The 24635-nt window shown below is 72.2% G+C and carries 23 protein-coding genes and 1 tRNA gene; 15 read left to right on the forward strand and 9 right to left on the reverse strand.

All coding sequences use genetic code 11. From position 1 onward, the window contains the following. The first annotated feature begins 37 nt into the window (after positions 1–37). From hutH to ABZ215_RS12600, 7 genes are all read left to right on the forward strand, one after another. Positions 38–1549 carry a histidine ammonia-lyase gene (hutH, locus tag ABZ215_RS12570; RefSeq protein WP_354949548.1) on the forward strand — a complete coding sequence of 504 codons (1512 nt, stop codon included), beginning with the start codon at positions 38–40 and terminating at the stop codon, positions 1547–1549. Beyond that, positions 1546–3198: a urocanate hydratase gene (gene hutU, locus ABZ215_RS12575; protein ID WP_354949549.1), complete on the forward strand. Its 1653-nt coding sequence runs from the start codon at positions 1546–1548 to the stop codon at positions 3196–3198. Before hutH ends, hutU begins: the two co-directional genes overlap by 4 nt. Then, on the forward strand, positions 3195–4355 hold the full coding sequence (locus ABZ215_RS12580; RefSeq protein ID WP_354949550.1) for an allantoate amidohydrolase: 1161 nt from the start codon (positions 3195–3197) through the stop codon (positions 4353–4355). Before hutU ends, ABZ215_RS12580 begins: the two co-directional genes overlap by 4 nt. After that, positions 4352–5629: a formimidoylglutamate deiminase gene (locus ABZ215_RS12585; protein WP_354949551.1), complete on the forward strand. Its 1278-nt coding sequence runs from the start codon at positions 4352–4354 to the stop codon at positions 5627–5629. The genes ABZ215_RS12580 and ABZ215_RS12585 overlap by 4 nt, the downstream gene beginning before the upstream one ends. Then, positions 5617–6762, forward strand: a complete 1146-nt coding sequence (gene hutI / locus ABZ215_RS12590; protein ID WP_354949552.1) for an imidazolonepropionase — start codon at positions 5617–5619, stop codon at positions 6760–6762. The genes ABZ215_RS12585 and hutI overlap by 13 nt, the downstream gene beginning before the upstream one ends. Before the next feature lie 84 nt (positions 6763–6846). Then, positions 6847–7968, forward strand: coding sequence for an inorganic phosphate transporter (locus tag ABZ215_RS12595; protein ID WP_020417616.1), 1122 nt, complete (start codon positions 6847–6849; stop codon positions 7966–7968). 11 nt (positions 7969–7979) lie between these two features. Next, the gene (locus ABZ215_RS12600) at positions 7980–8204 is read left to right on the forward strand and encodes a hypothetical protein (RefSeq protein WP_020417617.1); all 225 of its coding nucleotides are present in this window, start codon (positions 7980–7982) and stop codon (positions 8202–8204) included. Here the strand turns inward: ABZ215_RS12600 and ABZ215_RS12605 are convergent. From ABZ215_RS12605 to ABZ215_RS12615, 3 genes are read right to left on the reverse strand one after another with little or no spacing between them, the layout of a single operon-like run. After that, positions 8183–8539: a VOC family protein gene (locus ABZ215_RS12605; RefSeq protein WP_354949553.1), complete on the reverse strand. Its 357-nt coding sequence runs from the start codon at positions 8537–8539 to the stop codon at positions 8183–8185. The two genes, ABZ215_RS12600 and ABZ215_RS12605, sit on opposite strands and share 22 nt — an antisense overlap. A 53-nt stretch (positions 8540–8592) precedes the next feature. Then, on the reverse strand, positions 8593–9159 hold the full coding sequence (locus ABZ215_RS12610) for a hypothetical protein (RefSeq protein ID WP_354949554.1): 567 nt from the start codon (positions 9157–9159) through the stop codon (positions 8593–8595). 35 nt (positions 9160–9194) lie between these two features. Further along, complete coding sequence (locus ABZ215_RS12615) at positions 9195–9404, reverse strand: hypothetical protein (RefSeq protein ID WP_027935804.1); 210 nt, start codon at positions 9402–9404, stop codon at positions 9195–9197. A gap of 27 nt (positions 9405–9431) precedes the next feature. Here ABZ215_RS12615 and ABZ215_RS12620 point away from each other — a divergent pair, with 27 nt between their 5' ends. The 3 genes from ABZ215_RS12620 to ABZ215_RS12630 are packed head-to-tail and all read left to right on the forward strand — an operon-like array spanning position 9432 to position 12985. Next, positions 9432–10154 (forward strand): dienelactone hydrolase family protein, encoded by a 723-nt coding sequence (locus ABZ215_RS12620; RefSeq protein WP_354949555.1) that lies wholly within the window; start codon positions 9432–9434, stop codon positions 10152–10154. A gap of 42 nt (positions 10155–10196) precedes the next feature. Continuing rightward, a complete protein-coding gene (locus ABZ215_RS12625; RefSeq protein WP_354949556.1) occupies positions 10197–12338 on the forward strand; it encodes a histidine kinase in 2142 nt (713 codons plus the stop codon). Further along, positions 12335–12985, forward strand: a complete 651-nt coding sequence (locus ABZ215_RS12630; protein WP_354949557.1) for a response regulator transcription factor — start codon at positions 12335–12337, stop codon at positions 12983–12985. The genes ABZ215_RS12625 and ABZ215_RS12630 overlap by 4 nt, the downstream gene beginning before the upstream one ends. A 2-nt stretch (positions 12986–12987) precedes the next feature. Here ABZ215_RS12630 and ABZ215_RS12635 read toward each other — a convergent pair whose 3' ends face one another. Continuing rightward, on the reverse strand, positions 12988–13746 hold the full coding sequence (locus ABZ215_RS12635; protein ID WP_354949558.1) for an ABC transporter permease: 759 nt from the start codon (positions 13744–13746) through the stop codon (positions 12988–12990). Continuing rightward, positions 13743–14657, reverse strand: a complete 915-nt coding sequence (locus ABZ215_RS12640; RefSeq protein ID WP_354949559.1) for an ABC transporter ATP-binding protein — start codon at positions 14655–14657, stop codon at positions 13743–13745. Before ABZ215_RS12640 ends, ABZ215_RS12635 begins: the two co-directional genes overlap by 4 nt. A gap of 89 nt (positions 14658–14746) precedes the next feature. On the opposite strand from ABZ215_RS12640, the gene ABZ215_RS12645 reads away from it, so the two are divergent. After that, complete coding sequence (locus tag ABZ215_RS12645) at positions 14747–15526, forward strand: hypothetical protein (RefSeq protein WP_027935805.1); 780 nt, start codon at positions 14747–14749, stop codon at positions 15524–15526. On the opposite strand, the gene hrpB is transcribed toward ABZ215_RS12645, so the two are convergent. Then, a complete protein-coding gene (gene hrpB / locus ABZ215_RS12650; RefSeq protein WP_354949560.1) occupies positions 15514–17877 on the reverse strand; it encodes an ATP-dependent helicase HrpB in 2364 nt (787 codons plus the stop codon). The genes ABZ215_RS12645 and hrpB overlap by 13 nt on opposite strands. A gap of 119 nt (positions 17878–17996) precedes the next feature. Here hrpB and ABZ215_RS12655 point away from each other — a divergent pair, with 119 nt between their 5' ends. The 3 genes from ABZ215_RS12655 (at position 17997) to ABZ215_RS12665 (ending at position 19465) form a co-directional block, all read left to right on the forward strand. Then, the gene (locus ABZ215_RS12655) at positions 17997–18503 is read left to right on the forward strand and encodes a MauE/DoxX family redox-associated membrane protein (RefSeq protein ID WP_354949561.1); all 507 of its coding nucleotides are present in this window, start codon (positions 17997–17999) and stop codon (positions 18501–18503) included. A 5-nt stretch (positions 18504–18508) separates the two neighbouring features. Further along, positions 18509–19288 (forward strand): thioredoxin domain-containing protein, encoded by a 780-nt coding sequence (locus ABZ215_RS12660; RefSeq protein WP_020417630.1) that lies wholly within the window; start codon positions 18509–18511, stop codon positions 19286–19288. A 104-nt stretch (positions 19289–19392) separates the two neighbouring features. Continuing rightward, positions 19393–19465 (forward strand) — tRNA-Ala (locus ABZ215_RS12665). A 133-nt stretch (positions 19466–19598) separates the two neighbouring features. On the opposite strand, the gene ABZ215_RS12670 is transcribed toward ABZ215_RS12665, so the two are convergent. After that, positions 19599–19997: a hypothetical protein gene (locus ABZ215_RS12670; protein WP_354949562.1), complete on the reverse strand. Its 399-nt coding sequence runs from the start codon at positions 19995–19997 to the stop codon at positions 19599–19601. Between the two features lie 206 nt (positions 19998–20203). Further along, on the reverse strand, positions 20204–21136 hold the full coding sequence (locus ABZ215_RS12675; RefSeq protein WP_354949563.1) for an alpha/beta fold hydrolase: 933 nt from the start codon (positions 21134–21136) through the stop codon (positions 20204–20206). 87 nt (positions 21137–21223) lie between these two features. On the opposite strand from ABZ215_RS12675, the gene ABZ215_RS12680 reads away from it, so the two are divergent. Further along, positions 21224–22198, forward strand: a complete 975-nt coding sequence (locus ABZ215_RS12680) for a YafY family protein (protein ID WP_354949564.1) — start codon at positions 21224–21226, stop codon at positions 22196–22198. 62 nt (positions 22199–22260) lie between these two features. Here the strand turns inward: ABZ215_RS12680 and ABZ215_RS12685 are convergent, their stop codons facing one another. After that, the gene (locus tag ABZ215_RS12685) at positions 22261–24609 is read right to left on the reverse strand and encodes a hypothetical protein (protein ID WP_354949565.1); all 2349 of its coding nucleotides are present in this window, start codon (positions 24607–24609) and stop codon (positions 22261–22263) included. Positions 24610–24635: the final 26 nt, after the last annotated feature.

Here is a 24635-nt window from a genome sequence, read left to right on the forward strand (position 1 = left end):
ACCACCGGCCACCCCCGCGGCGGAGTGCAATGACGGCATGAGCACAGTGCGGTTGGACTCCGGACCACTCGACCGGCAGCAGGTCGTCGCCGTCGCGCGGCACGGCGGGAAGGTCGAGCTCACCGACGAGGTCCGCAAGACCCTCGGCGAGACCCGCCGCCACATCGACGCCCTCGCCGACGCCGACCAGCCGACCTACGGCATCTCCACCGGCTTCGGCGCACTCGCGATCCGGCACATCCCGCCCGACCGCCGCACCGCCCTGCAACGCTCCCTGATCCGCTCGCACGCCGCCGGCACCGGCCCCGCCGTCGAGGCGGAGGTCGTGCGCGCCCTCATGCTGCTGCGCCTGCGCACCCTCGCCTCCGGGCACACCGGCGTCCGCCCGGCGACCGCGGACGCGCTGGCCGCGATGCTCAACGCCGGCATCGTCCCGGTCGTCCACGAGTACGGCTCGCTCGGCTGCTCGGGCGACCTCGCGCCGCTCGCGGCCGTCGCACTGGCGATGATGGGCGAGGGCGAGGTGCTCGACGGCCGTCCCGCCGCGCAGGCCCTCGCCGAGGCCGGGATCGCGCCCGTGACCCTCGCCGAGAAGGAGGGACTGGCCCTCACCAACGGCACCGACGGGATGCTCGGCATGCTCGTCCTCGCCCTGGACGACCTGAACCGCCTGCTCGACACCGCCGACCTCACGGCCGCGATGAGCGTCGAGGCACTCCTCGGCACCGACCGGGCGTTCGCGGCCGACCTGCAGGAGCTGCGCCCGCACCCCGGGCAGGCCCGCTCCGCGCGCCGGATGTTCGCCGCGCTCGCGGATTCGGAGATCGTCGCCAGCCATCGCGGACCGGAGTGCACCCGCGTGCAGGACGCCTACTCGCTGCGCTGCGCGCCCCAGGTTCACGGAGCGGCCAGGGACACCGTCGCGCACGCCGAACTGGTCGCCGACCGGGAACTCGCCGCCGCCATCGACAACCCGGTCGTCCTCGCCGACGGCCGGGTCGAGTCGAACGGCAACTTCCACGGCGCGCCGCTGGCCTACGTGCTGGACTTCCTCGCCATCCCGCTCGCCGACGTCGCGAGCATCGCCGAGCGCCGCACCGACCGGATGCTCGACGTGTCGCGCTCGCACGGTCTGCCCGCGTTCCTCGCCGACGACCCGGGTGTCGATTCCGGCCACATGATCGCCCAGTACACGCAGGCCGCGATCGTGAGCGAGCTGAAGCGGCTGGCCGTCCCGGCGTCGGTCGACTCGATCCCCAGCAGCGCCATGCAGGAGGACCACGTCTCGATGGGCTGGTCCGCGGCGCGGAAACTGTGCCGCGCGGTCGACGGGCTGACCTCGGTGCTGGCGATCGAACTGCTGACCGCCGCCCGCGCGCTCGACTTCCGCGCGCCCCTGCGCCCCGCGCCGGTCACCGCCGCGGTCCGCGACCTGCTCCGGGAACGCGTCGCCCCGTCGGGACCGGACCGCCACCTCGCCCCGGAAATCGCGGCAGCCGAGGAACTCGTCCGTTCGGGAGCCGCCCTCACCGCACTGGAGGAAGCATGAGCCGCACCGTCCGGGCCGCCCGCGGAACCACGCTGACGGCCAAGAACTGGCAGACCGAAGCCGCGCTGCGGATGCTGCACAACAACCTCGACCCCGAGGTCGCCGAGCGCCCGCAGGACCTGGTCGTCTACGGCGGCACCGGCAAGGCCGCACGCGACTGGGCGAGCTTCGACGCGATCACCCGCTGCCTCACCGGGCTCGAGCAGGACGAGACGCTGCTGGTGCAGTCCGGCAAGCCGGTGGGCGTGTTCCGCACGCACGAGTGGGCGCCCCGCGTGCTGATCGCGAACTCGAACCTGGTCGGGGACTGGGCGACCTGGCCCGAGTTCCGGCGGCTGGAGAAGCTCGGCCTGACGATGTACGGGCAGATGACCGCCGGGTCCTGGATCTACATCGGCACGCAGGGCATCCTGCAGGGCACCTACGAAACATTCGCCGCCGTGGCGGAGAAACGGTTCGGCGGCACGCTGCGCGGCACGCTCACCGTGACCGCCGGGCTGGGCGGCATGGGCGGCGCGCAACCGCTCGCGATCACCATGAACGGTGGCACCGCGCTGGTCGTCGAATGCGACGCGGCCCGAGCCCGCCGCCGCCTGGAGACCCGGTACCTCGACGAGCTCGCGTCCGATGTGGACGCCGCCGTGCGCCGGGTTACCGAGGCGAAGAAGGCCGGGGAGGCCGTGTCGGTCGGCGTGATCGGCAACGCCGCCGAGGTGCTGCCCGAGCTGCTGCGCCGCGGGCTCGAGGTGGACATCGTGACCGACCAGACCTCCGCGCACGACCCCCTCGCCTACCTGCCGAGGGGCGTCGACGTCGCCGACTGGCACGACTACGCGTCCGCGAAGCCCGACGAGTTCACCGACCGCTCCCGCGAGTCGATGGCCGAGCACGTGGGCGCGATGCTCGGTTTCCTGGACGCCGGTGCTGAAGTGTTCGACTACGGCAACTCCTTACGTGGTGAGGCGAAACTCGGCGGTTGTGAGCGGGCCTTCGACTACCCGGGTTTCGTGCCCGCCTACATCCGTCCGTTGTTCTGTGAGGGCAAGGGACCGTTCCGCTGGGCCGCGCTCTCCGGCGACCCGGCCGACATCGCCGCGACCGACCGCGCCGTCCTCGACCTGTTCGGGGACAACGAGACCCTCACGCGGTGGATCCGGCTGGCCGGGGAACGCGTGGCGTACCAAGGGCTTCCGTCGCGCATCTGCTGGCTCGGCTACGGCGAACGGCACCTCGCCGGGCTGCGGTTCAACGAGATGGTGGCCTCCGGTGAGCTGAGCGCGCCGGTGGTGATCGGCCGCGACCACCTCGACGCCGGCAGCGTGGCATCCCCGTACCGCGAGACCGAGGCGATGGCCGACGGCTCGGACGCCATCGCCGACTGGCCACTGCTCAACGCGTTGGTCAACACCGCCTCCGGCGCCAGCTGGGTGTCGTTGCACCACGGCGGGGGCGTCGGCATGGGCCGTTCGATCCACGCGGGGCAGGTGTGCGTGGCCGACGGCACTCCGCTGGCCGCGCAGAAGATCGAACGGGTGCTGACCAACGACCCCGGCATGGGCGTGATCCGGCATGTCGACGCCGGGTACGAGAGGGCAACCGAGGTGGCGCGGGACCGTGGCGTGCGCGTGCCGATGCGGGAGGAGGCGTGAGCCTGCTCGACGATCTCGCGGATGTCGGCCGCGCCCCCGGCGGCGGATACGCCCGCCACGGGTTCGACCGCGCCGAGACCGAGATGCGGGAGTGGTTCCGGGAGCAGGCCGGGCGGCGCGGCCTGGACGTCGAGACCGACCGCAACGGGAACCTGTGGGCGTGGTGGGGTGCGCCGGGACCGGACGCGCTGGTGACCGGCAGCCACCTCGACTCGGTGCCCGGCGGCGGCGCCTTCGACGGACCGCTCGGCGTGGCCAGTGCGCTGGCGGCCGTCTCCCGGTTGCAGGACAACGGTTTTCGCCCCGCACGCCCCTTCGCGGTGGTCGTCTTCGCCGAGGAGGAGGGCGGCCGGTTCGGCGTGCCCTGCCTCGGTTCACGACTGCTGACCGGCGCCCTCGACCCGGATCGCGCACGGGCCCTGCGCGATCCGGACGGGACGACACTCGCCGACGCTGCCGCGAGCGCGGGCGTGGATCCGCGGCACTTCGGGCGTGACGACATCGCACTCGGGCGCATCGGCACGTTCGTCGAACTGCACGTCGAGCAGGGGCGGGCGCTGGACGTGCCGGTGGGCGTCGGCAGCACGGTCCTGGAACACGGGCGGTGGCGGTTCTCGTTCACCGGACAAGGGAACCACGCGGGTACGACAATTCTGCGCGATCGCCGGGACCCGATGTTGCCGGCGGCGGAAACCGTGCTCACCGCCCGTAAACTTGCGTCCACAATGGGCGCAAGGGCCACGGTCGGCCGACTCGTGCCGCACCCGGGCGGGACGAACGTCATCCCGTCCACTGTGGACCTGTGGCTGGACGCACGGGGGAACAGCCGCGATGTGGTGGCGGAGCTGACCGAGGCGGCGCAGCGGGCCGCGGCCGCGGAAGGGTGCGCGGTCACCGTCATCGAAGAGTCCTACGGCGGCACCGTCACGTTCGACACCGCGCTGCGCGACCGCCTGACCGGCCTGCTGAACGCGCCCGAACTGCCCACCGGCGCCGGGCACGACGCCGCGATTCTCGCCGCGCACGCGCCGACAGCCATGCTCTACGTGCGCAACCCGACCGGGATCAGCCACGCGCCGGAGGAGTTCGCCGAGGACGCGGACGTCGAGGAGGGCGTGGTCGCGCTCACCCGGGTACTGGAGGCCTTGTCGACATGACGACCTTGTGGGCCGAGCATGCGTGGCTGCCGGACGGCCTAGCGTCCGCGGTGCGCCTGCAGATCGCCGACGGTGTCTTCACCGAGGTCAGCCCGGGCGCGCCACGCGAGGGAAGCACCCTGCCCGGACTCGTGCTGCCCGGTTTCGCCAACGGGCACTCGCACGCGTTCCACCGGGCGTTGCGTGGCCGGACGCACCACGACCGCGGCACGTTCTGGACCTGGCGTGAGCGGATGTACGCCCTGGCCGAGCGGCTCGACCCGGACTCCTACTACCGGCTCGCCCGCGGCGTCTACGCCGAGATGGCGCTTGCCGGGTACACGGCCGTCGGCGAATTCCACTACCTGCACCACGCGCCGGGCGGGCGGCGCTACGCCGACCCGAACGCGATGGGCCACGCCCTGGTCCAGGCGGCCGAGGACGCGGGCATCCGGCTCACCTTGCTGGACGCCTGCTACCTCACCGGCGGCTTCGGGCGCGAGCTGTCGAGCGTGCAACTGCGGTTCGGTGATGGGGACGTCGACGGCTGGGCAACCCGCGTGGCCGCCCTGAAACCGGACTCGGCGCTGGTGGGGGCGGCCGTGCACTCCGTGCGGGCCGTCCCAGCCGAGCAGCTCCCGTTCTTCGCGGACTGGGACGGCCCGTTGCACGTCCACCTGTCGGAGCAACGCGCGGAGAACGCGGACTGCCGCGCGCACCACGGCTGCACGCCGGCCGAACTGCTCGACCGCGCCGGCGTCCTGGGCCCGCACACCGTCGCGGTGCACGGCACCCACCTGACGGACGCGGACATCGGACTGCTGTCGCAGGTCTGCTTCTGCCCGACCACCGAACGCGACCTCGGCGACGGCATCGGCGAGGCGCGGCGCTTGGCGAACGCGGGCGTGCGGCTGAGCCTGGGCAGCGACAGCCAGGCCGTGATCGACCCGTTCGAGGAGCTGCGGGCACTCGAACTGCACGAACGGCTCGCTTCGGAGGAGCGGGGGCGCTTCGACGTCGCGGAACTGGTGGCCGCGGGCACCCGCCGCTCCGCCCTCGGGCGTGACGGCGGACGGCTGGCCGTGGGGGAGCCCGCCGACCTGGTCGTGGTCGCGCTGGACTCGGTCCGCACGGCGGGAACCGAGCCGGCGGGCGCGGTGTTCGCCGCCTCGGCCGCCGACGTGACGGACGTCCTGGTCGGGGGCCGGTGGATCGTGCGGGACCGGGCGCACCAGCTGGTCGACCGCCCGGCGGCGGTGCTCGCCGAGGAGGTGGCGGCGCTGTGGCAGTCCTGATCACCGGCATCGGCGAGCTGACCACGAATGACGACGAACTCGGCACGCTCACCGGCGCCGCGATCGTCTTCGACGGGCCCGTGATCGCCTGGGTCGGCCCCGCCGCGGCCGCGCCGGATGCCGACGAGCGGATCGACGTCGAGGGCCGCGCCGCGTTGCCCGGCTGGGTCGACAGCCACACGCACCTCGTGTTCGCCGGCGACCGCACCGCCGAGTTCGAGGCCAGGATGGCCGGTCAGCCGTACTCCGCGGGCGGCATCGCGGTCACGGTGGACGCGACCCGCGCGGCGACCGACGCGGAACTGACCGCCAACCTGCGGCGGCACGTGTCCGAGGCCGTGCGCCAGGGCACGACCTGCCTGGAGACCAAGACCGGCTACGGGCTGACCGTGGCCGACGAGGTCCGCGCCGCCCGCATCGCCGCCGCGGTCGCCGACGAGGTCACCTTCCTCGGCGCCCACCTGGTGCCGCCCGGCGCCGACGCGGAGTCCTATGTGGATCTTGTCTGCGGGGAGATGCTGGACGCCGTAGCGGGCTCGGTGCGCTGGGCGGACGTGTTCTGCGAGACGGGCGCGTTCGACGAGGCCCAGTCGGAGCGGGTCCTGCGTGCCGCCGCGCGGCACGGCCTCGGCCTGCGGGTGCACGGCAACCAGCTCGGCCCTGGGCCGGGCGTGCGGCTCGCGGTTCGGATGGGGGCGGCCAGCGTCGACCATTGCTCCCATTTGTCCGACTCAGACGTCGAGGCGCTCGCGTCGTCGGACACCGTCGCGACCCTGCTGCCCGCCTGCGACCTGTCCACCCGTCAACCGCTCGCGCCTGCCCGCAGGCTGCTCGACGCGGGAGTGACGGTGGCGTTGGCCACCAACGCGAATCCGGGCAGTTCGTACACCACGTCGATGGGCTTCTGCGTGGCGACCGCTGTCCTGCAGATGGGCATGTCTGTCGAGGAGGCAGTGCGCGCGGCGACCCTCGGCGGCGCGAAGGCCCTGCGCCGGACCGATGTCGGCGTGCTCCGCCCGGGCGCGCGGGCGGATCTGCACGTGCTCGACGCGCCATCCCGGACACACCTCGCATATCGCCCAGGGGTGCCCTTGACGTGGCGTGTGTGGCACCAGGGAACGCCTGCGCCGTAAGGAGAATCACGTCGTGAACCGTGTTCACCACAAGTTCATCGGCCGAGCGGAGTAGCCCGTCACCCGAAAGGTACCGTGGGAGGTGTGGACCTCTCGCTGATCGTCCTGGTGGTCATCGTCGCCGCACTGGCCTTCGACTTCACCAACGGTTTCCACGACACCGCCAACGCCATGGCCACCTCCATCGCGACCGGCGCCTTGAAACCCAAGGTCGCGGTCACGATCTCCGCCATCCTCAACCTGATCGGCGCGTTCCTCTCCGTCGAGGTGGCCAAGACCATCTCCGGTGGGATCGTCGACGACACGAAGGTCACCCCCGTGGTCGTCTTCGCCGGACTCGTCGGCGCGATCCTGTGGAACCTCGTGACCTGGCTGGTCGGCCTGCCGTCCAGCTCCTCGCACGCCCTGTTCGGCGGCCTGATCGGCGCCACCTGGGTCGCTTCCGGGGCCGACGCGGTGCACTTCGCCCAGGTCGTGCAGAAGGTCCTGATCCCCGCGGTGGCCTCGCCGCTGGTGGCCGGGCTGGTCGCGGTCGTCGGCACCTACCTCGTCTACCGGATCACCGCGAAGGTGCGGCAGGACGTGGTGGGCAAGTCGTTCAAGCGCGCGCAGGTGCTGTCGGCGTCGCTGGTCTCGCTCGCGCACGGCACGAACGACGCGCAGAAGACGATGGGTGTCATCACGCTCACCCTGATCTCCTCCGGCGCGCTGGCCGCCGGGTCCGGGCCGCCGTTGTGGGTCGTGCTCAGCGCCGGGCTGGCGATCGCGCTGGGCACCTACATGGGCGGCTGGCGGATCATCCACACGATGGGCCGCAAGATCACCGACGTGCAGACACCGCAGGGGTTCGCCGCCGAGACCAGCGCGGCCGCCACCATCCTGGCGTCCTCGCACCTCGGGTTCGCGCTGTCCACCACCCACGTCTGCTCGGGCGGCATCATCGGGTCCGGCGTCGGACGACGGCTGGCCGAGGTGCGCTGGAGCGTCGCGGGCCGGATGGCGCTGGCGTGGCTGCTGACCCTGCCCGCCGCGGCCGCGGTCGGCGCGGTCGCGGCGAAGGTCGCGACCCTGGGCACCGTCGGCACGGTGGTCGTCGGCCTGGTGCTGGTCGCCGCGGCGCTGGGCATCTGGCTCTGGTCGCGGCGCAACCCGGTGACGCCGCAGTCCGTGGCCGAGCCCGAGCAAGCCGTTCCCGTGGCCGTCTGAGGAGGCATTCCGTGCACATCGACTGGGCTGCCCTCGGCAGCGTGTTCGTGACGGCGCTGGCGGCGGTGGCCGTGGTGACCGGGCTGTTCGCGGTCGGCGTCCGCGGTGTCGCCGCCCGCGCCGACGCCAGGGAGACGGGGGAGAGCGGCACGGCGGGCGCGGTGACGGCGGGCGTGTGCTTCGCCGCGTGCGCGGCCGTCGTGCTCTACGGCATCTACCTCATCGTCGCGGCGTGAGCGAGCACGTTCACCACTGAGCCGCTCGGATCGGCCACGAAGAAGCGCCGCACGCCCCACGCCTCGTCCGTGAGCGGGTAGACGACGCGCAGGCCCCGGGCGACGGCTTCGGCGTGGGCCGCGTCGACGGCGTCCGGAGATCCCACGTCTACGCCGAACCGCGGTTCGGGTGACCCGGGCCGCTGGACGATGATCTGCGCCGCCGGGTTGCCGGGCGAGCGCAGGTTGAGCACCGGGTCCGCCATGGCCACTTCGAGGCCGAGGACGCCGACGTAGAAGTCCCGCACTCCAGCGGGGTCCGTGGTGGTCAGGTAAGGCACTATTCGCTGGATCATGCCGTCCATGGTGGCGCCCGCGGCGGGCCGCCGGCTTGGACGAATGGGAACGGTCAGCGCAGGTGTTCCGGCAGCGCGGCCAGCCGCTCCGGCGGCAGCAGGTCGCGCACCTTGGCGATCCTCGCCGGGTCGTCGAGCAGCGCGGCGACCTCGGGCAGCGCGGCGTCCGGGATGAACTCCAGGCTGGTCACGATCGTCGCGTCCGGCAGGTGGTCGACGAACCGCGCGATGGTGATCCAGTCCCGCCGCCTGCTCAGCTCGCGCGCGACCGCGACGACCACCCCCGCCGGCAGCTTCGCGATGATCCCGCGCGCCCGCCGCGGGTCCAGCTCGGCGGCCACGTCGGCGAGGAACGCCGGGGACAGCCGCCCGGCGATCTCCGCCCCGCGAGAGGCTTCGACCAGGCCCGCGATGCGCGCGGCGAGCAACGGCCCGAACACCCGCTCGGCCATCTTCGCCAGCACCGGGATGGGCAGCAGCTTGCTCGCGCCTGCCATCCGCTCCAGCACGCCCAGGTTCGCGTCGAACAACACCGTGGTGGCGCGTTCCCGCAGCTCACGGAGGTCCTCGACGGGCACGTCGGCGAGGTAGCCGAGGCGTTCCGCGCTTACTCCGAGCACGCGGGCGAGCTTGCGGATCTCTGCTTCCTGGGGCGTCACAGGCCGACGGCCTTCCGAACGGCGGGCCGCAGCAGGGCGGGCACGAACTTCAGCGCGTCGTTGCCCGCCTTGGCCAGCGCCGCCGCCTGACGGCGTCGGGCGGAGCGCACGGCGTCGGCTAGGTCCTGCTGGTGGGCCGGGTCCAGCGCGGCGACGCCCGCGGGCGGTTCGGCGCCGAGCTGCTCGGCCAGGGTGCGTTCGGCCATGCCGATCATCATGCCTAATGTCGCGGCATGACACAGGACATCGAAACGTCACGGCTCACCGTCAACGGCCTGAACGCCTACCTCGCGCGGCCCGCGGGCGGCAGCGAGTCCGGGATGCTGCTGCTGCCGATGGTCACCGGCATCGGCGAGCAGTTGCGCGAGTGGGCCGACGCGATCGCCGCGATCGGCGTCACGGCGCTGGTGTGGGACCCGTTCCACGGCCCGAGCAGCGACGACACGTCGATGCCGGACCTGCTGGCGAAGATGCCCGAACTCGACGACGCGGTCGCGCTGGACGAGCAGACGCAGCTGCTGGACCACCTCCTCGGCGAGCTGGGCTGCGCCAAGGCGGGCGTCATCGGGTGGTGTCTCGGCGGGCGGTTCGCGTTGATCCTGGGTGGCCGGGATCACCGCGTGGCGAACGTGGTGGCCTACCACCCGACGGTGCCGGGGGAGACGCCGCCGAACCACACGATGGACGCGATCGCGCACGCCGGGCTGATCAAGGCGCCGGTGATGACGATGTACCCGACGGCCGACGAACTGGTCCCGCGGTCGCGCTTCGACGAGCTGCAGTCGGCGTTGCAGGCGCGGGAAACCGGTCCGAGCCTGATACACGTGTACCCGGCCGCCGAGCACGGCTTCGCCAACAAGACGCGGCACGGGGAGCCGGTCAACGCGGAGGCGTTCGCGATCTCGTGGCCGCAGGTCCTCGAATTCATCCGTGTGACGACAAAAACCTGTCTTTAGACAGATACCGTCCCTCCACCTTGGTCGGTACCGTTCCCTCTCGTGGGGAGATTCTGGGGAAGAACAGCGGAAGTACTGGCCGGGGCGCCGGTCGTCGCCTTGCTGCTGTACGAGAGCAGGCACAACGCCCAGCCGTGGGAGCTGATCGGCGGGTTGGTGGCGATCGTGGTCGCGGTCGCCGCCACCCGGCGCAGCCCATGGCTGTCGCTGACCGCCGCGGTGGCGTCGAGTCTCGCCATGATGTTCAGCTTCGGCGGGCGGGTTCCGGTGTGGCCGGTGCTGCTCATGGTGCCGTTCGCCTGCCTCGCCGGGCGGCGGATGGAATCGGTGCGCCCCGCGCTGGCGACGTTCCTGACGATCGGGGGCATCGGCGTCCCGCTGTCGCTGGCCATCGGCAGGCACGCCATGGCCGACTGGGGCGCGGTGATCGGGGTGATGCTGTTCGCCGCGGTGTTGCCCTGGCAGCTCGGCCGGTACATGCGCACACGGGACGACCTGGTGCGGTCCGGGTGGCAGCGCGCGGAGGAACTGGAGCTGCGGCAACGGATCGTCGCGGAGGAGGCCCGGCTGCGCGAGCGGGCCCGCATCGCCAGCGACATGCACGACTCGCTGGGCCACGAACTGAGCCTGATCGCCCTGCGCGCGGCGGCGCTGGAGATGTCGGGAAGCGCGGAAGCCAAGGCACTGCGCGAAAGCGCCGCCGCGGCCACCGAGCGGCTGCGCGAGATAATCGGCCTGCTGCGCGAAGACGCCCCACCGGTCGACCCGGTCCATGGAGGCGTCCCTGCGCTGGTCGAGCGCGCACGAGCGTCCGGAGTGGACATCGAGTTTTCGGAAGAGCCGGCGGTTGCTGGGGTTGCAGGGAAAAACACGGAAGCCCCAGCGCAGGCCGCCGCCCTACCGCAGGCTGTGGCGCGACCGCAGACTGCCGGTCCACGGCCGATTGATGCCACCTTGCCGCGGGCTGTGGCTCCACCATCGGCTGATGCCGCGTCGCGGCGGGCTGTGGCTCCGGGGTCGGCTGATGCCGCTTCGCGGCGGGCTGTCGATCCAGGGTCGGCTGAAGCCACCTCGCGGCGGGCTGTCGATCAACCGTCGGCCGAAGTCACCCCATCGCAGGCTGTCGCTCTACGGCCGATTGATGCCACCTCGCCGCGAGCGGTCACCCCACCGCAGGCTGTCGCTCCACGGCCGGCTGATGCTGCCACCCCATCGCAGACCGGCGCCCCAGCCCGGGCGGTTGCCCCTCCGCACGCCGATGTCGCTTCGATCGCCGACCCGACTCCGGGCACCGGTTCTGTTCCTCCGGCCGCCCCGGGCCAGGCCGGCTCCGGAAACGGTTCTGTTCCGTTCGCCGACCCGATGCCGGATGCCTCGGGTGCGGATGCTCCTCCACCACTCGCACCGGACACCGACAACCCATCACCGGCTCCCAGCGAGCCGTCCTCTTCGGACGGACCAACCTCGGAACCGCCGATGGTCGAACGCGCCGCCTACCGCGTGGTCCAGGAGGCGCTCACCAACGTGACCAAGCACGCCCCCGGCGCCCGGGTCGCCGTCACCATCTCCCGCGGCCACCAGGAGACCGTCGTCCGGGTGTGCAACGGGCCGCCGCCCGCCGGGCCGTTGCCGGGCACCGTGTCCGGGCGCCAGGGGCTCGAAGGGTTGCGGGAGCGCGTCCGGTTGCTCGGCGGCACCCTCCGGGCCGGGCCGCTCGACGGCGGCTTCGACGTGGTGGCCAGGCTCCCGCACGCCGCCGCTCCCGCGCCCGTCCAGCCCGTGCAGTCCGAGTCCGCCCGCCGGCACGTCCAGGCCCGGCGTGAGGTGCGCCGACGGCTGCTCGCCGCGTTGATCGTGCCGCCCTCGATCATGGCGGGGCTGCTCGGTGTGGTGGGCACGGTCTACCTGTACGAGTGGCAGACCTCCGTGCTGGACCCCGCCGACTACGAGCAGCTGCGCCCCGGCCAGGTCCGCGCCGAGATCGCTGCCGTCCTGCCGCAACGGCAACGCGGCCCGCACGTCCGCGCGCCCGAGCCGCCCGGCCTGACGTGTGAGTACTACGGCACCGGCCGCAGCATCACCCAGCTCCGCCTGGACGCCTACCGGCTCTGCTTCGCGGGCGACCGGCTCGTGAGCAAAGAACTCCTGACCGACGACAGTGACCGAGGAGAGGTTCCGACGTGATCCGTGTGCTGCTGGCCGACGACGAGGCCATGATCAGGGCCGGCGTCGCCGCCATCCTGTCCGCGGACGACGACATCGAGGTCGTCGCCGAGGCGGGGGACGGCCGCGAGGCCGTCGAGCAGGCCCGGCGCACCCGGCCGGACGTCGCGCTCGTCGACATCCGCATGCCTCGCCTCGACGGCCTCGCCGCGGCCGAGGAGATCCGCGGCCTGCTGCCCGGCACCGGCGTCATCATGCTGACCACCTTCGGCGAGGACGCCTACATCGAGCGCGCCCTCGCCGGCGGCGCCAGCGGGTTCCTGCTGAAGTCCGGCGACCCCCGCGAGCTGATCGCCGGAGTCCGCGCCGTCGCCGACGGTGCGGCCTTCCTGTCTCCGAAGGTCGCGCAGCGGGTGATCGCCCAGCTGTCCGGCGACCGCATGTCCCGGGCCGCGGTGGCCCGGGACCGCATCACCGTCCTGACCGCACGCGAGCGCGAGGTGCTCGCGCTCGTCGGCGCGGGACTGTCCAATGCGGGCATCGCCGAGCGGCTGTTCGTGGTCGAGGGCACCGTGAAGGCCTACGTCAGCACGATCCTCGGCAGGCTCGACGTCCGCAACCGGGTCCAGGCGGCGATCATCGCCTACGAAGCGGGGCTGGTGACATGAGCTCAGGCATCCCGGCGCCGCAGCACCTCGTGCCCCACGACGAGCGCGGCGGCAGCCCACGCGGCGAGGATCAGCAGACCGGCCCACGACGGGTACGGCGGGACCAGCCCGGAGACCGGGTTCGGCTGCCCGGACGGCACGAGCGCCGCAGCGCCCGCGACACCGGGCATGTAGTTCACGACCCCGAGCCCGAGCGAACCGGCCACCATCGCGGTCATCAGCATCACCAGGAACGCCACCGTGACGCTGCCCGCCACGCTGCGCAGCGCCGTCCCGATCCCGAGGCTGAGCAAACCGGTGAGCGCGAAGAAAGCCCCGTTCGCCACGCACGCCTGGATGATCTCGCCGGTCGACGCGGCACGCCCGAAACCGTCCATCAACGGCGTCGCCACCGCGATCGCCACCGCCGCGACCACCACGCCGAGCACGAACAACACCGGAGCCAGCACCGCGCCCTTCGCGGCGAGGAACCGGCTCCGGACCGGCACCCACTGCAATGTCCCGCGGATGCTGCCCGTCGCGTACTCGCCTGCGATGAACAGGCTCGCCAGCGCGATCACCGCGAACTCGGCGAGGTAGAAACTCCCGCCCGCCACCAGATCCGGCGCCGACTCCTGCGTGCTGCGGTTGTAGGCCACGGAAGTGGCCGACGGCAGCACGAACACCAGCATCAGCACCACCGCACCGGCCAGACCCCAGAAGGTCGAGCGCACGGACCAGAACTTGACCCACTCCGAGCGGATCGCCGCGGTCGTCGTCATCGCACACCAGCCTTCCGCGCGGAGTCCGCGCCGTACTCGACCGCGTCCGCGGTCAGTTCCATGTACGCCTGCTCCAGCGACGCCCGCTCCTCGCTCAACCCGTGCAGCCGGACGCCCAGCTCGAAGGCCAGGTTGCCGATCGACTCCACCGTCACGCCGGTCACGAGCACCGAGTCGCCCTCGACCCGCGCGCCGGGCAGCTGGGCGGCCAGCCGTGCACCGTCGGCCGGTTCCGCACAGCGGGCGCGCACCACCGAACCGCCGGCGAGCAGCTCACCCAGCGGCGCGTCGGCCAGCAGGCGTCCCTTGCCGATGACGAGGAGGTGGTCGGCGGTCAGCTGCATCTCGCTCATCAGGTGGCTGGAGACCAGGATCGTCCGGCCCTCCGCGGCGAGCGAGCGCATCAGCTGCCGCACCCAGCGCACCCCGTCCGGGTCGAGACCGTTCACCGGCTCGTCGAACAACAGCACTCCCGGGTCGCCGAGCAGTGCCCCGGCGATGCCGAGCCGCTGCCCCATGCCGAGCGAGAACTGGCCGGCCCGCTTCCCTGCGACGTCCGACAACCCGACGGTGGCCAGCACCTCCTCGACGCGGCGGTCCGGGATGTCGTTGCTGCGGGCCATGGCCAGCAGGTGCTTGGCCGCCGAGCGGCCCGGGTGGAGTGCTTTGGCGTCCAGCAGCGCGCCCACCGTGCGCAGTGGCCACCGCAGGTCCCCGTACCGCTTGCCGTCCACCAGTGCCTCGCCGGAGGTCGGGCGGTCCAGCCCCAGCACCATGCGCATCGTGGTCGACTTGCCTGCGCCGTTCGGACCGAGGAACCCGGTCACCTTGCCCGGCCGCACCGCGAAGGTGAGCTGGTCGACGGCGGTTTTCCCGCCGAAGCGCTTCGTCAGCGCGCGTACCGTGATCATGGGCTCGACGGTAGGAACCGGACACGCCGGGGCGCATCGGCCGAAGGGCATCCACGCACCTGCACTTTCGGCAGGGCAGAATGCGCCCCATGATTTCCCGGCGCAGGGTGAGCCCGCTCGACGTGGCGATGCTGGCGCTGGCCGTCGTCTCCGTCGGCCTGGTCGTCTACGTCACGTTCTTCCCGCACTCGCCCGAAACGGCGCACCGCATCTTCGTCATCGACACCTCGATCTGCGGGGTGTTCCTGATCGAGTTCCTCTGGCGGTGGTCACGCGCCGGGTGGGACAAGCGCTTTCCGCTGCGCAACTGGTACGAGATCCTCGGCATGATCCCGATCGCGCACCCCGCGCTGCGCAGTTTCCGGCTGCTGCGGATCGTGATCGTGATCGTGCGGCTGGCGCGCACGGCCGACCGCGCGTTCGGCGAACTGTTCACCCAGCGCCTGGTCGAGCGCATGTCCCGGCCGATCGTGCTGGCCATCAAGAAACCGATCACCATCGCGGTGCTCGACGAGGTCGTCAAGGTCATCGAGACCGGCAACTACCCGGAAAACCTGGCCAGGTCACTGGGCGAGAACCGGGAGACGTTGCGCGCCATCATCACCGAGAAGATCAAAGACGACCCGCAGGCGGGCAGACTGTCCAAGCTCCCGTTCCACGACGAGATCCTCCGGTCCCTTGTGGACACGACGATGCGGGTCATGCTCGAGGTGCTGATCGACCCGCGGACGGAAGCGTTCTTCGCCCACGTCGTGCGGGAGAACCGGGAGCAGATCCGGCAAGCGGTGGTGCTCGGCCTGCACGAGGAGGAGAACGAGGAGCTCGAGCGCGATCTGCCTGCCCGGCCGGAGCGGTTCTACGGCGCCTGAGGGTCCGCAGGCCAGGCGTGTTTGGGGTAGCGCCCGCGCAGTTCCGCCCGCACAGCCGGATACCCGTTCGCCCAGAACGACTCGAGATCGCCGGTGACCGCCGCGGGGCGGCCGGCGGGGGAGAGCAGGTGCAGCACGACCGGCACGCGCCCACCGGCGACCTTCGGGGTTTCCCGCCACCCGAACGCGAGCTGCAGCTTCACCGCGAGCACCGGCCGCCCGGACGCGTAGTCGAGCCGCAACCGCGACCCGGAGGGCACCTCGATCCGGTCCGGCGCCAGTTCGTCCAGCCGGCCGGCCTCCCGCCAGGGCAGCAGACGTCGCAACGCCGAGGCGGTGTCGATCCGCGCGAGGTCGGCGCGACGGCGAGCGCGGGACAGCTCCGGCTCCAGCCACTCGTCCACTCTGGACAACAGTGCGGCGTCGTCCACGGCGGGCCACGGGTCGCCGAGGACGTCGTGCAGGAAGGCGATCCGCGCCCGCAGGCGCTCGGCCTCGGTCGACCACGTCAGGACGTTCCCCTCGCGGAGGCCGGTCAGCAGGGCCTCGCGCACGAGAGCGGGGTCCGGGTCCCGCAGCGGCCGGTCACGCAGGACGATCGCGCCCAGCCGCCGGACCCGCCGCGCCACCACGTCGCCGTTCCAGGACACGTCGTCGTGTTCGGTCACCAGGTTCGGGGCAGCCCGCACCGCGAGCTCTTCGTCCGCACGGGCCGCGAGGCGGATCACCCCGTGCGCGCGGCCGGGATCACGCGTCGCCTCGGCCACGGCGAGCCATTCCGCGTCACCGAGGCCGCCGCCCGTGGGCAGTTCCGCGGCGGTGCCACCCGCCATCAGGTAGACCGGCGAATCCGGCCCCCGCCGCCGGGCCAGCCGTTCCGGGTGGGCGAGCGCGACCACCAGCGCCGGGTCTGGAGCTTCCGGGCCACCGGGCACCAGCGGCTCCAGGCGCCGCACCTCGGCGTGCCAGCGTGATCCGCGGTCGTCGCGCAGGCGGCGCAGCTCGGCCTCGACGTCGGTGAGCGTGCCGCCGGCGTCCATCAGCGCCACCACCTCCGCTGCGCAACGGGCGCCGACCTGGGCGGCCCCGTCGAGCAGCGCGCGGGCGAGGCGCGGGTGCAGGCCCAGCTCGGCCATGCGCCGGCCGCGTTCGGTGACCGTGTCGCCGTCCAGCGCGCCGAGCGTGCGGAGCAGGTCCTGGCCGGCGGCGAGTGGGCCGTCCGGTGGCGGATCCCACCAGGACAGGCCCGCGCCGTCGGGTGTCGACCAGCAGGCCAGCTCCAGCGCGAGCCGGGCCAGTTCGGCGGTGCGGATCTCGGGTTCGGGGTAGGCGGGCAGGCCGGCCTGCTCGTGCTGCGGCCAGCAGCGGTACGCCCGGCCGGGCGCCTCCCGGCCGGCCCGGCCCGCCCGCTGCTCGGCCACGGCCGCCGACACCCGGACGGTCGCCAGGCCGGGCAGGCCGCGGCGGTGGTCCACCCGGGGCACCCTGGCCTGCCCGGAGTCGACGACCGCCCGCACACCCGGCACGGTCAGGCTCGACTCGGCCACGGCGGTCGCCAGCACCACGCGGCGGCGGTCTCCTGGGCGCAGCGCCGCGTCCTGCCTGCTCGGGGCGAGCCGGCCGTGCAGGGGCAGCACGTCCACGCCCGGGAGGTCGAGCAACCCGCTGACCCGCGCGATGTCGCCCACGCCGGGCAGGAACGCCAAGACGTCGCCGTCGCCTTCGGCGAGTGCCCTGCGCACCGCCCGGGCGACGCACGCCTCGATCCGTTCGCCGCGGGCGGGTGGGACGTAGGTCGTCTCGACCGGGTAGGTGCGCGCCTGCGCGGTGACCACCGGCGCCCCGCCGAGCAGGTCCGCGAGCCGCCCGGACGCGACGGTGGCCGACGTCGCGAGCAGGCGCAGGTCGTCCCGCAGCCCGGCACGCACGTCCAGTAGGAGGGCGAGCAGCAGATCGGCGTCCAGGTGCCGCTCGTGGCACTCGTCGAGCAGCACGGTCGCGACGCCGGGCAGTTCCGGGTCGTTCTGCACGCGCCGGACCAGCAGGCCGGAGGTGACCACCTCGACGCGCGTGCGCTTCGACACCTTCCGGTCGCCGCGCACGGAGTAGCCGACGGTCTCGCCCACCGGTTCGCCGAGCAGCGCGGCCATCCGGGCGGCCGCCGCACGCGCGGCGAGGCGGCGCGGCTCCGCAACCACGACGCGGCCGGCCGTCCGGGTCATCAGGTCCAGCGGGACGAGCGTCGTCTTGCCGGTCCCGGGCGGTGCGACCAGCACCGCGGTGCCGTGACCGGACAGGGCGTCGGCGAGTTCGCCGAGGACCGCGCGGACGGGGAGATCGGGCAGGTTCATGGCGTGAGCAACCGTAGACGGTGGGCGGTGGCTGAGTCCCGCGTCACCCGGACGTATGGCATTCGCGTGCTGGCCCCGGAACTCACAGGTTTCTCAGGGCAGGCCGCTAGCCTGGGTCCGTGTTCCGCCCGTCCCCCTCCGTGCTCGACGCCGTCGGCACCCTCGTGCGCCTCGGCCTGTCCGCGGTGTGGCTGGTCTCCGGGATCGCCAAGATCAGCGACTCCGGGCAGACGTACCTGGCTGTCAAGGCCTACGACGTCCTGCCCGACGCGCTGCTGCACCCGGTGGCGACCGCGTTGCCGCTGCTGGAGCTGGCCCTCGGCGCCTTCCTGCTGCTCGGGCTCGCCACGCGCTGGGTGGCCGTCGCTTCGGCCGTGCTGCTGGTGGTGTTCATCGCCGGGGTGGCCCAGTCGTGGGCGCGGGGCCTGACCATCGACTGCGGTTGTTTCGGCGGCGGTGGCGAGGTGGCGGCGGGGCAGACCCGGTACCCCCAGGAAATCGCCCGTGACGTGGGCTTCCTGGTCCTGGCCTGCTGGCTGGTCGTGCGCCCGGCGAGCCGGTTCGCGCTGGACGGCTGGCTCCGCGGCGGCGCGCCGCAGGCCGAGCTGGAAGAAGAGAGGATCTGAAGAACGTGGGTGGAGCGGAACGGTCCGCGCGCAAGCGCCGCCAGCAGCAGTCCGCGGCGGCCAGGGCGGTGACCCAGGCCCGCGGTGGTGGCGGCCCCAGCCGGAAGACGATCGTGTCGGTGGTCGCGGTGGTGGTGCTGGCCGCGGTGGTCATCGGCGGGGTGATCTGGACGAACGCGTCGAAGAACGAGACCGAGGGCACGACCATCACGCCCCAGACGGCGGCGGCCGCGCTGGACACCGCGGACGAGCGCCAGGGCGCCACGGTCGTCTCCGGCAAGGCCGACGCCAAGGTCAAGCTGGACATCTGGGCCGACTTCCTGTGCCCCTACTGCGCGCAGCTCCAGCAGAAGTACGGGACGCAGATCGAGGAGCAGATCCAGGCCGGGAACGTGCAGGTCACGTACCACATGATCCCGCTGCTGAACAACCAGTCGGACCCGGCGGGCTACTCGCTGGACTCGGCGAACGCCTCCCTGTGCGCGGCGGACCAGGGCAAGTTCACGCCCTTCCACGACAGCCTGTTCGCCTCCCAGCCGGAGGAGGGCAAGCGTGGCTACGACAAGGCCCAGCTGATCAAACTGGGGCAGGACCTGGGCATCACCGCGCCCGAGTTCGCGACGTGCGTGAACGGCGGCACCTACGACCAGCAGCTCAACGCTGCGCTGGCCGAGGTCTCGAAGGACCCGAACTTCCAGGGCACCCCCACGGTCCTGCACAACGGCCAGGTCATCAACTGGACGCAGGACGGCTGGCTGACGAACTTGGTCAACCAGGCCGGATGAACCGACGCGGGGGGCCGGTCCCGCACGACCGACCCCCCGCGAAACGGCCATCCCGGTGTCATGTAAAGTAGTCGCAGACGAGATGCGGAGTACAACTTCGCTCCGGGGCTATGGCGCAGCTGGTAGCGCACCACACTGGCAGTGTGGGGGTCAGGGGTTCGAGTCCCCTTAGCTCCACAGTCGTCAAGATCGCCCGATCTGCTCACGGTAGCAGGTCGGGCGATTTTCTTTTCGGTGTCTCGCATGGGGTTGGTGTAGGCACGCCACGGCGGGACCCGCGCGCGTGTGTGGGTGCCGTGCTGCGAAGTACCTAACGCGGGCGGTTGAACCAGGCGCCGGCCTGTGCGGTGGCCATCAACGCCAGGATGATGCCGCTACAGGCGAGCCCGATGACCGGCCCGCCCGTGAAGATGAGGCCGAAGCCGTCCGCCAGGCCCAGGCCGCCCACGCAGGCGACGATCATCAGCGATGCGTACACGATCGTGGTGACCCGGACACCGCCACCGCCGGTGGCGAACTTCGTTCCCAGGATGATCGACAGCGCACCCAGGCCCAGCAGCACACCGACGACGGCGACGGCATCGGCGATGCCCCCGCCGTCGTTGGCGACGATGCCGCCTAAGAGGCCGGCGACGAGCACGCCGACGGTGAGCTGCAGGCCACCCATGACGAACAGGAGTACCCGCGCCGCCCTCATCAGTCCGGGCATGTCCGTGCCCGTCGGATGGCCCGGGTAGCCGTAGGAGCTGCTCGGGGCACCGAATCTCATTGGTGGCGTCCTCCTTCGGACCATCCCGAACGGCGCAGTGTACGACGGAGGCAGGGGGAGGGTGGTGCAGTCCTCGAACAGACCGTCCCTCCAGTACGGCCCGGGACGCACCGCCCGCCCACCTGGTCGGCATGACCCTGACGCCGTCAGGTTGTGGCGAGGAACAACTCGATCAAGGCGAGGAGCGCTTCCGGTGCGTCTTCGGGCGGGAAGTGGCCCACGTCGGCGAGTTCGATGACCGGGGCCTGTGGGTAGGCGGCGCGGAAGGCCGGGACGACGTACCGGGGCAGCAGCGCGGTGTCGCGCATTCCTTCGACCAGCATCGCGGGCTTGGCCCGCAGGGTGGCGACCGCGCTCGGGTCCGGGGTGGGCGCCGGGTCGTCCGGGGCGGGGGCGACGAGCTGCTGCGGGAACCGGATCACCCCGCGGCATTCGGCGCGGCTGGTGAAGTGGCCGGAGTAGGCCCGGATCCACGTCGGCGTCACGTTCTCCGGACGGGTGATCGTCTGCAGCGCGAGCATCAGGTGGGTGACGGTGTGCCCGGCGTTGCCGAGCACCTCCTCGAGCCTGCCCTCGGCCTGCGCGGCGCCCGCCCACTGGAACCACGCGCTGTCGGCGAGGTTGCCCGCCATCAGCTCGTCGTAACCGGGCAGCCCGAGCGGCAGGACCGTGTTCGTGGCCACGATCCGCTCGATCCGCTCGGGGTGGCGCAACGCGAACCCGGTGCCGATGGGGCCGCCCCAGTCGTGCAGCACCAGCGTGATCCGGTCCAGGTCCAGCTCACCCACCAGCAGCGCCTCCAGGTTGGCGACGTGCTCGCCGGCGAGGTAGCCGCGGTCGGCGGGGGTGGCGCTCTTGCCGAAACCCATGTGGTCGGGCACCACGACGCGGTGGGTCCGCGACAGCGGGTCGATCAGGTGCCGCCACAGGTAGCCCCAGGTCGGTTCGCCGTGCAGCAGCACGATGGCCGGTCCCGTCCGGGGACCCTCGTCGACGAAGTGCTGGCGGAACCCGGCCGCCTCGGTGTAGCAGGCCCGGAAGGGCCAGGTGCCGTCGAAAGTCTCCTGCTCAGGGATCATCCGCCGTCCTCTCACTCGATCTCGGCGAGGAAGGTAGGCGCGCTCCACTGACACCCACTGTCAGTGGAGTTCAGTAGCCTGCATCACATGCGCGCGAGCCGGCTGGTTTCCACCGTCCTGCTGCTGCAGAACCGGGGACGGATGACAGCGAAGGAGCTGGCGGAGGCGCTCGAGGTGTCGACGCGCACGGTGTACCGCGACATGGAATCGCTCAGCAACGCCGGCATCCCCTTCTACGCCGAGCCCGGCCACGACGGCGGATACGAACTGCTCGACGGCTACCGCACCCGGTTGACCGGGCTGACCGCGGGCGAGGCGGAGTCGCTGTGCCTGACCGGGATGCCCGGCGTCGCCGCCGACCTCGGGCTCGGCGCGGTGCTGACCGCCGCCCAGCTCAAACTCACCGCCGCGCTCCCGGCCGGGCTGCGCGACCGCGCCGGGCGGATTTCCGAACGGTTCCACCTCGACGCGCCGTCCTGGTACCAGGACGGTGACCACACTCCGCACCTGACGCTCGTCGCGGAGGCGGTGTGGAACCAGCGCGAGGTGCGCATGCGCTACGAACGCTGGGCCGCGCCGCACGAAGTGGCCAGAACCGTGCAACCGTACGGCTTGGTGCTCAAGGCGGGCCACTGGTACCTCGTCGCCCGCACCGATGGCAGGCTGCGGACCTACCGGGTCTCGCGCATCCTCCACGCCGAGGTTCAGCCCGCGACCTTCGACCGCGAACCGGGTTTCGACCTCGCCGCTCACTGGCGGGACTACCTGAAGCAATTCGACGCCCGCCGCTACCACGGCACCGCGACTCTCCGGCTGTCTCCCCATGCTGTCGCCCGCCTGCCGGACCTCCTGGAACCGGCGATCGTCGACGCCGCACGCCGGACCGCGACCGAGCCCGGCCCGGACGGGTGGATCGAGGTCACCGTTCCCGCCGAATCCGCCGAGCACACCCTGCCGCAACTCCTCAAACTCGGCGCCGACGCGGAAATCGTCGCACCACGGGAACTTCGCGAGCGCATCGCGCAGATCGCCCGTGACATGGCACGGCTCTACCAGGACTAGGGAGTGTTCGCCTGGCGGTGCCGGGGGTTCCCCTCGCGTGAGGGAAACCCCCGCCGCCGGGATCATGCTTCGTCGTCGTGGATGGTGGCGTAGGCGGTGTTCTTGCCGGTCACTGCGTTGGTGGGGTAGCCGAGCACGACTTCGTACCGGGTGTCGGCACTGGCGTCCACCGTCGAGTTGTCCTTGATCGGGATGGTCACCGTGGCGGTGGTCTGCCCGGCGGGAATCGTGACCTGCTGCGCCGCGGCGGTGATCTGGGTACCCGGACCGGCCATGGCCTGCAGGTGCACGGTCACCGGCAGCCTGCTCGCCTTGGACAGCCGCACGGCGACCGTCGCGTTGCCGGCGTCCTCGTCGGCCGTCGTGTCGCTGACGGACAGTTGCGGCAGCTTGGTCGGCGCACCCGTGCCGACGGACGGCGTGGTGAACGCGAGGTCGGACAGGAGCATCCCGCCGGTGGCGGTCGCCGTCGTGATCCGGATCTGCCGGATGTCGGTCGTGTCCACCCCGGTCATCGCGGCGACCGGCCAGCGGACGGTGCGCAGCCACGTCTTCGGCAGCAGGTCCTGGTTGCCGGCAGGCAGCGGCGAGAGCGCGCCGCTCAGGGCGGAGACGGTGGTGGACTGCGTCCGGCCGGCGCCGTCCACGACGGTGAGCCGCAGATCCGCGGCGGTGTTGCCCGCGTCCGGCGCCGCCCGAAGGGTCAGCGCGCCGTAGCCGCTGACGTCGTACCGGCCCGACGGCAGGGCGGCCGTCATCTGGCCACCGCCGGCCCAGGTCAGGTGCAGCATCGGAGTGGCCGGCACGTTCGCGGTGTGCGTCACCGGGGTGAACGACGGGAAGCGGCTGGTGGCGGTGGAGTTGCTGCACGAGGGCAGGCCGCTCTGCGGGGAGGCGCCGGCGATGCTCGCGCAGTACTGGCCGAGCACCTTGCCGGAGAACGCGACGTTGGCGGCCGGCGCCTGCAGCGGAGCGACGTCGAGCCGTTGCGCGGCGGGCGACTGCGTCGCCTGCAGCACCGTCGCCGCGCCGACCTGGACCGCGCTGCCGGAGCCGGACTGGAACATCGGCAGGAAAGCGCTTTCTCTGCCGAGAGTCATGCGGAAGAAGGCGGCGGTGTAGGCGACGCCTGCCGCCCGCTGCTCGTCCACGGTGAGCCGGGTGTTGCCCGCCGCGGTGCTGCCGCAGGCCGGGTCGGCCGGGTCGACGTAGAGGTCCCAGTCGTCGCCGTACAGCTTTGACCACACGTCGTTGAAGTAGTTGTGGTTCGCGCCCATCACGAGCAACGACGACTTCAGCGCGGAGTCCGTGCCGCTCGTGTACCGCGAGTCCTCGAAGAAGTGCTGGCCTTCCTGGTTCGAGACGTCGCCGTCGCAGTAGGGCAGCAGCACGGCCATCGGCACGTCGGTCAGTGCGGGGCGGGTCCGGTCGATCGGGGCGATCGGGAGCACGCCCCTGATCCCGTACGGGGTGGGGCGGGCGGCGTTGAGCAGTGCGGCGCGGACCACGCCGTCGCCGCCGCGGGAGTGGCCCATCAGGCCGACGTTGCCGAGATCGAGCTTGCCCTTGAGCACGGTGCTCATCCCGGCCGCGGTGCCTGCGTCGGCCTTGGCGAGCAGGTCGAGGTGTGCCATCACCAACTGGCCGCGGGCCAGGCCACCGCGGTCGGGCGACGCCGTGCTCTGGTCGAAGGCGCCGATCGCGTTCGCGCTGATCGACACCACCACGTAACCCTGGCTGGCGAGGGTTTCCGCCGGCCGGGCGTAGCCGAGGTAGCTGGGCACCGGCTCGAGGCCGTTGACGCAGGGCCAGTTCGCGTTGTCGAACGCGCCGGAGTCCGGGTCGTAGCAGGCGTCCGCTCGGCCGTGCAGGAACACCACCACCGGCCGCTTGCCGGACGCTCCGACCGGCACCCACACCGCGGCCCGCTCCTCGACCGGCACGCCGGTCAACCCGGACAGCTGGAGCGCGGTGTCACCGAAGTCGTAGTCGGCGCGGGTGACTCCGTAGCGTCCCGTTGCCTCGGGCGCGGACGTGATCGGCGTCCCGGCGGGCACGTCGGTCGCGGTGGCGGCACTGCGGGTGCTCGTGCCGGGCACCACGCCCTGCCACGCCACCCGCACCGACGACGGGTTCGCCGCGGCGGGATCGGTCGTCACCAGGGTGAGCGTCCGGCCGTCCCGGGACTCCTGCGCCTCACCGAGGGACCGGCCGTCGACCGCGAGTTCCGGCGACGCGTCCCGCGCCGGGAGCCGCTTGTCGAGCGTCAGAGTGATCCGGTAGCCGCCGTCCACCGGCGTCACCGACCAGGAACCGTCGGCCGAAGCCGCCGACGCCGACGGCGTCTGCAGCAAAGCCAGTCCCAGAGCCAGTACCGCGCCGGTGATCGCCGGTCTCCAATGCTTGCGCATCCACACCCTCCCGGGTTTTCGTTGTG

The sequence above is a fragment of the Amycolatopsis sp. NPDC006131 genome (assembly GCF_040614175.1).
GTDB classification, from domain to species: domain Bacteria; phylum Actinomycetota; class Actinomycetes; order Mycobacteriales; family Pseudonocardiaceae; genus Amycolatopsis_E; species Amycolatopsis_E tucumanensis.

Bases quoted from the DNA above. Each gene is read 5' to 3' on its own strand.
- hutH (WP_354949548.1), top strand. From the start codon at position 38: ATGAGCACAGTGCGGTTGGACTCCGGACCACTCGACCGGCAGCAGGTC.
- hutU (WP_354949549.1), top strand. From the start codon at position 1,546: ATGAGCCGCACCGTCCGGGCCGCCCGCGGAACCACGCTGACGGCCAAG.
- ABZ215_RS12585 (WP_354949551.1), top strand. From the start codon at position 4,352: ATGACGACCTTGTGGGCCGAGCATGCGTGGCTGCCGGACGGCCTAGCG.
- ABZ215_RS12605 (WP_354949553.1), bottom strand. From the start codon at position 8,539: ATGATCCAGCGAATAGTGCCTTACCTGACCACCACGGACCCCGCTGGA.
- ABZ215_RS12615 (WP_027935804.1), bottom strand. From the start codon at position 9,404: ATGGCCGAACGCACCCTGGCCGAGCAGCTCGGCGCCGAACCGCCCGCG.
- ABZ215_RS12620 (WP_354949555.1), top strand. From the start codon at position 9,432: ATGACACAGGACATCGAAACGTCACGGCTCACCGTCAACGGCCTGAAC.
- ABZ215_RS12635 (WP_354949558.1), bottom strand. From the start codon at position 13,746: ATGACGACGACCGCGGCGATCCGCTCGGAGTGGGTCAAGTTCTGGTCC.
- ABZ215_RS12640 (WP_354949559.1), bottom strand. From the start codon at position 14,657: ATGATCACGGTACGCGCGCTGACGAAGCGCTTCGGCGGGAAAACCGCC.
- ABZ215_RS12645 (WP_027935805.1), top strand. From the start codon at position 14,747: ATGATTTCCCGGCGCAGGGTGAGCCCGCTCGACGTGGCGATGCTGGCG.
- hrpB (WP_354949560.1), bottom strand. From the start codon at position 17,877: ATGAACCTGCCCGATCTCCCCGTCCGCGCGGTCCTCGGCGAACTCGCC.
- ABZ215_RS12670 (WP_354949562.1), bottom strand. From the start codon at position 19,997: ATGCCCGGACTGATGAGGGCGGCGCGGGTACTCCTGTTCGTCATGGGT.
- ABZ215_RS12675 (WP_354949563.1), bottom strand. From the start codon at position 21,136: ATGATCCCTGAGCAGGAGACTTTCGACGGCACCTGGCCCTTCCGGGCC.
- ABZ215_RS12680 (WP_354949564.1), top strand. From the start codon at position 21,224: ATGCGCGCGAGCCGGCTGGTTTCCACCGTCCTGCTGCTGCAGAACCGG.
- ABZ215_RS12685 (WP_354949565.1), bottom strand. From the start codon at position 24,609: ATGCGCAAGCATTGGAGACCGGCGATCACCGGCGCGGTACTGGCTCTG.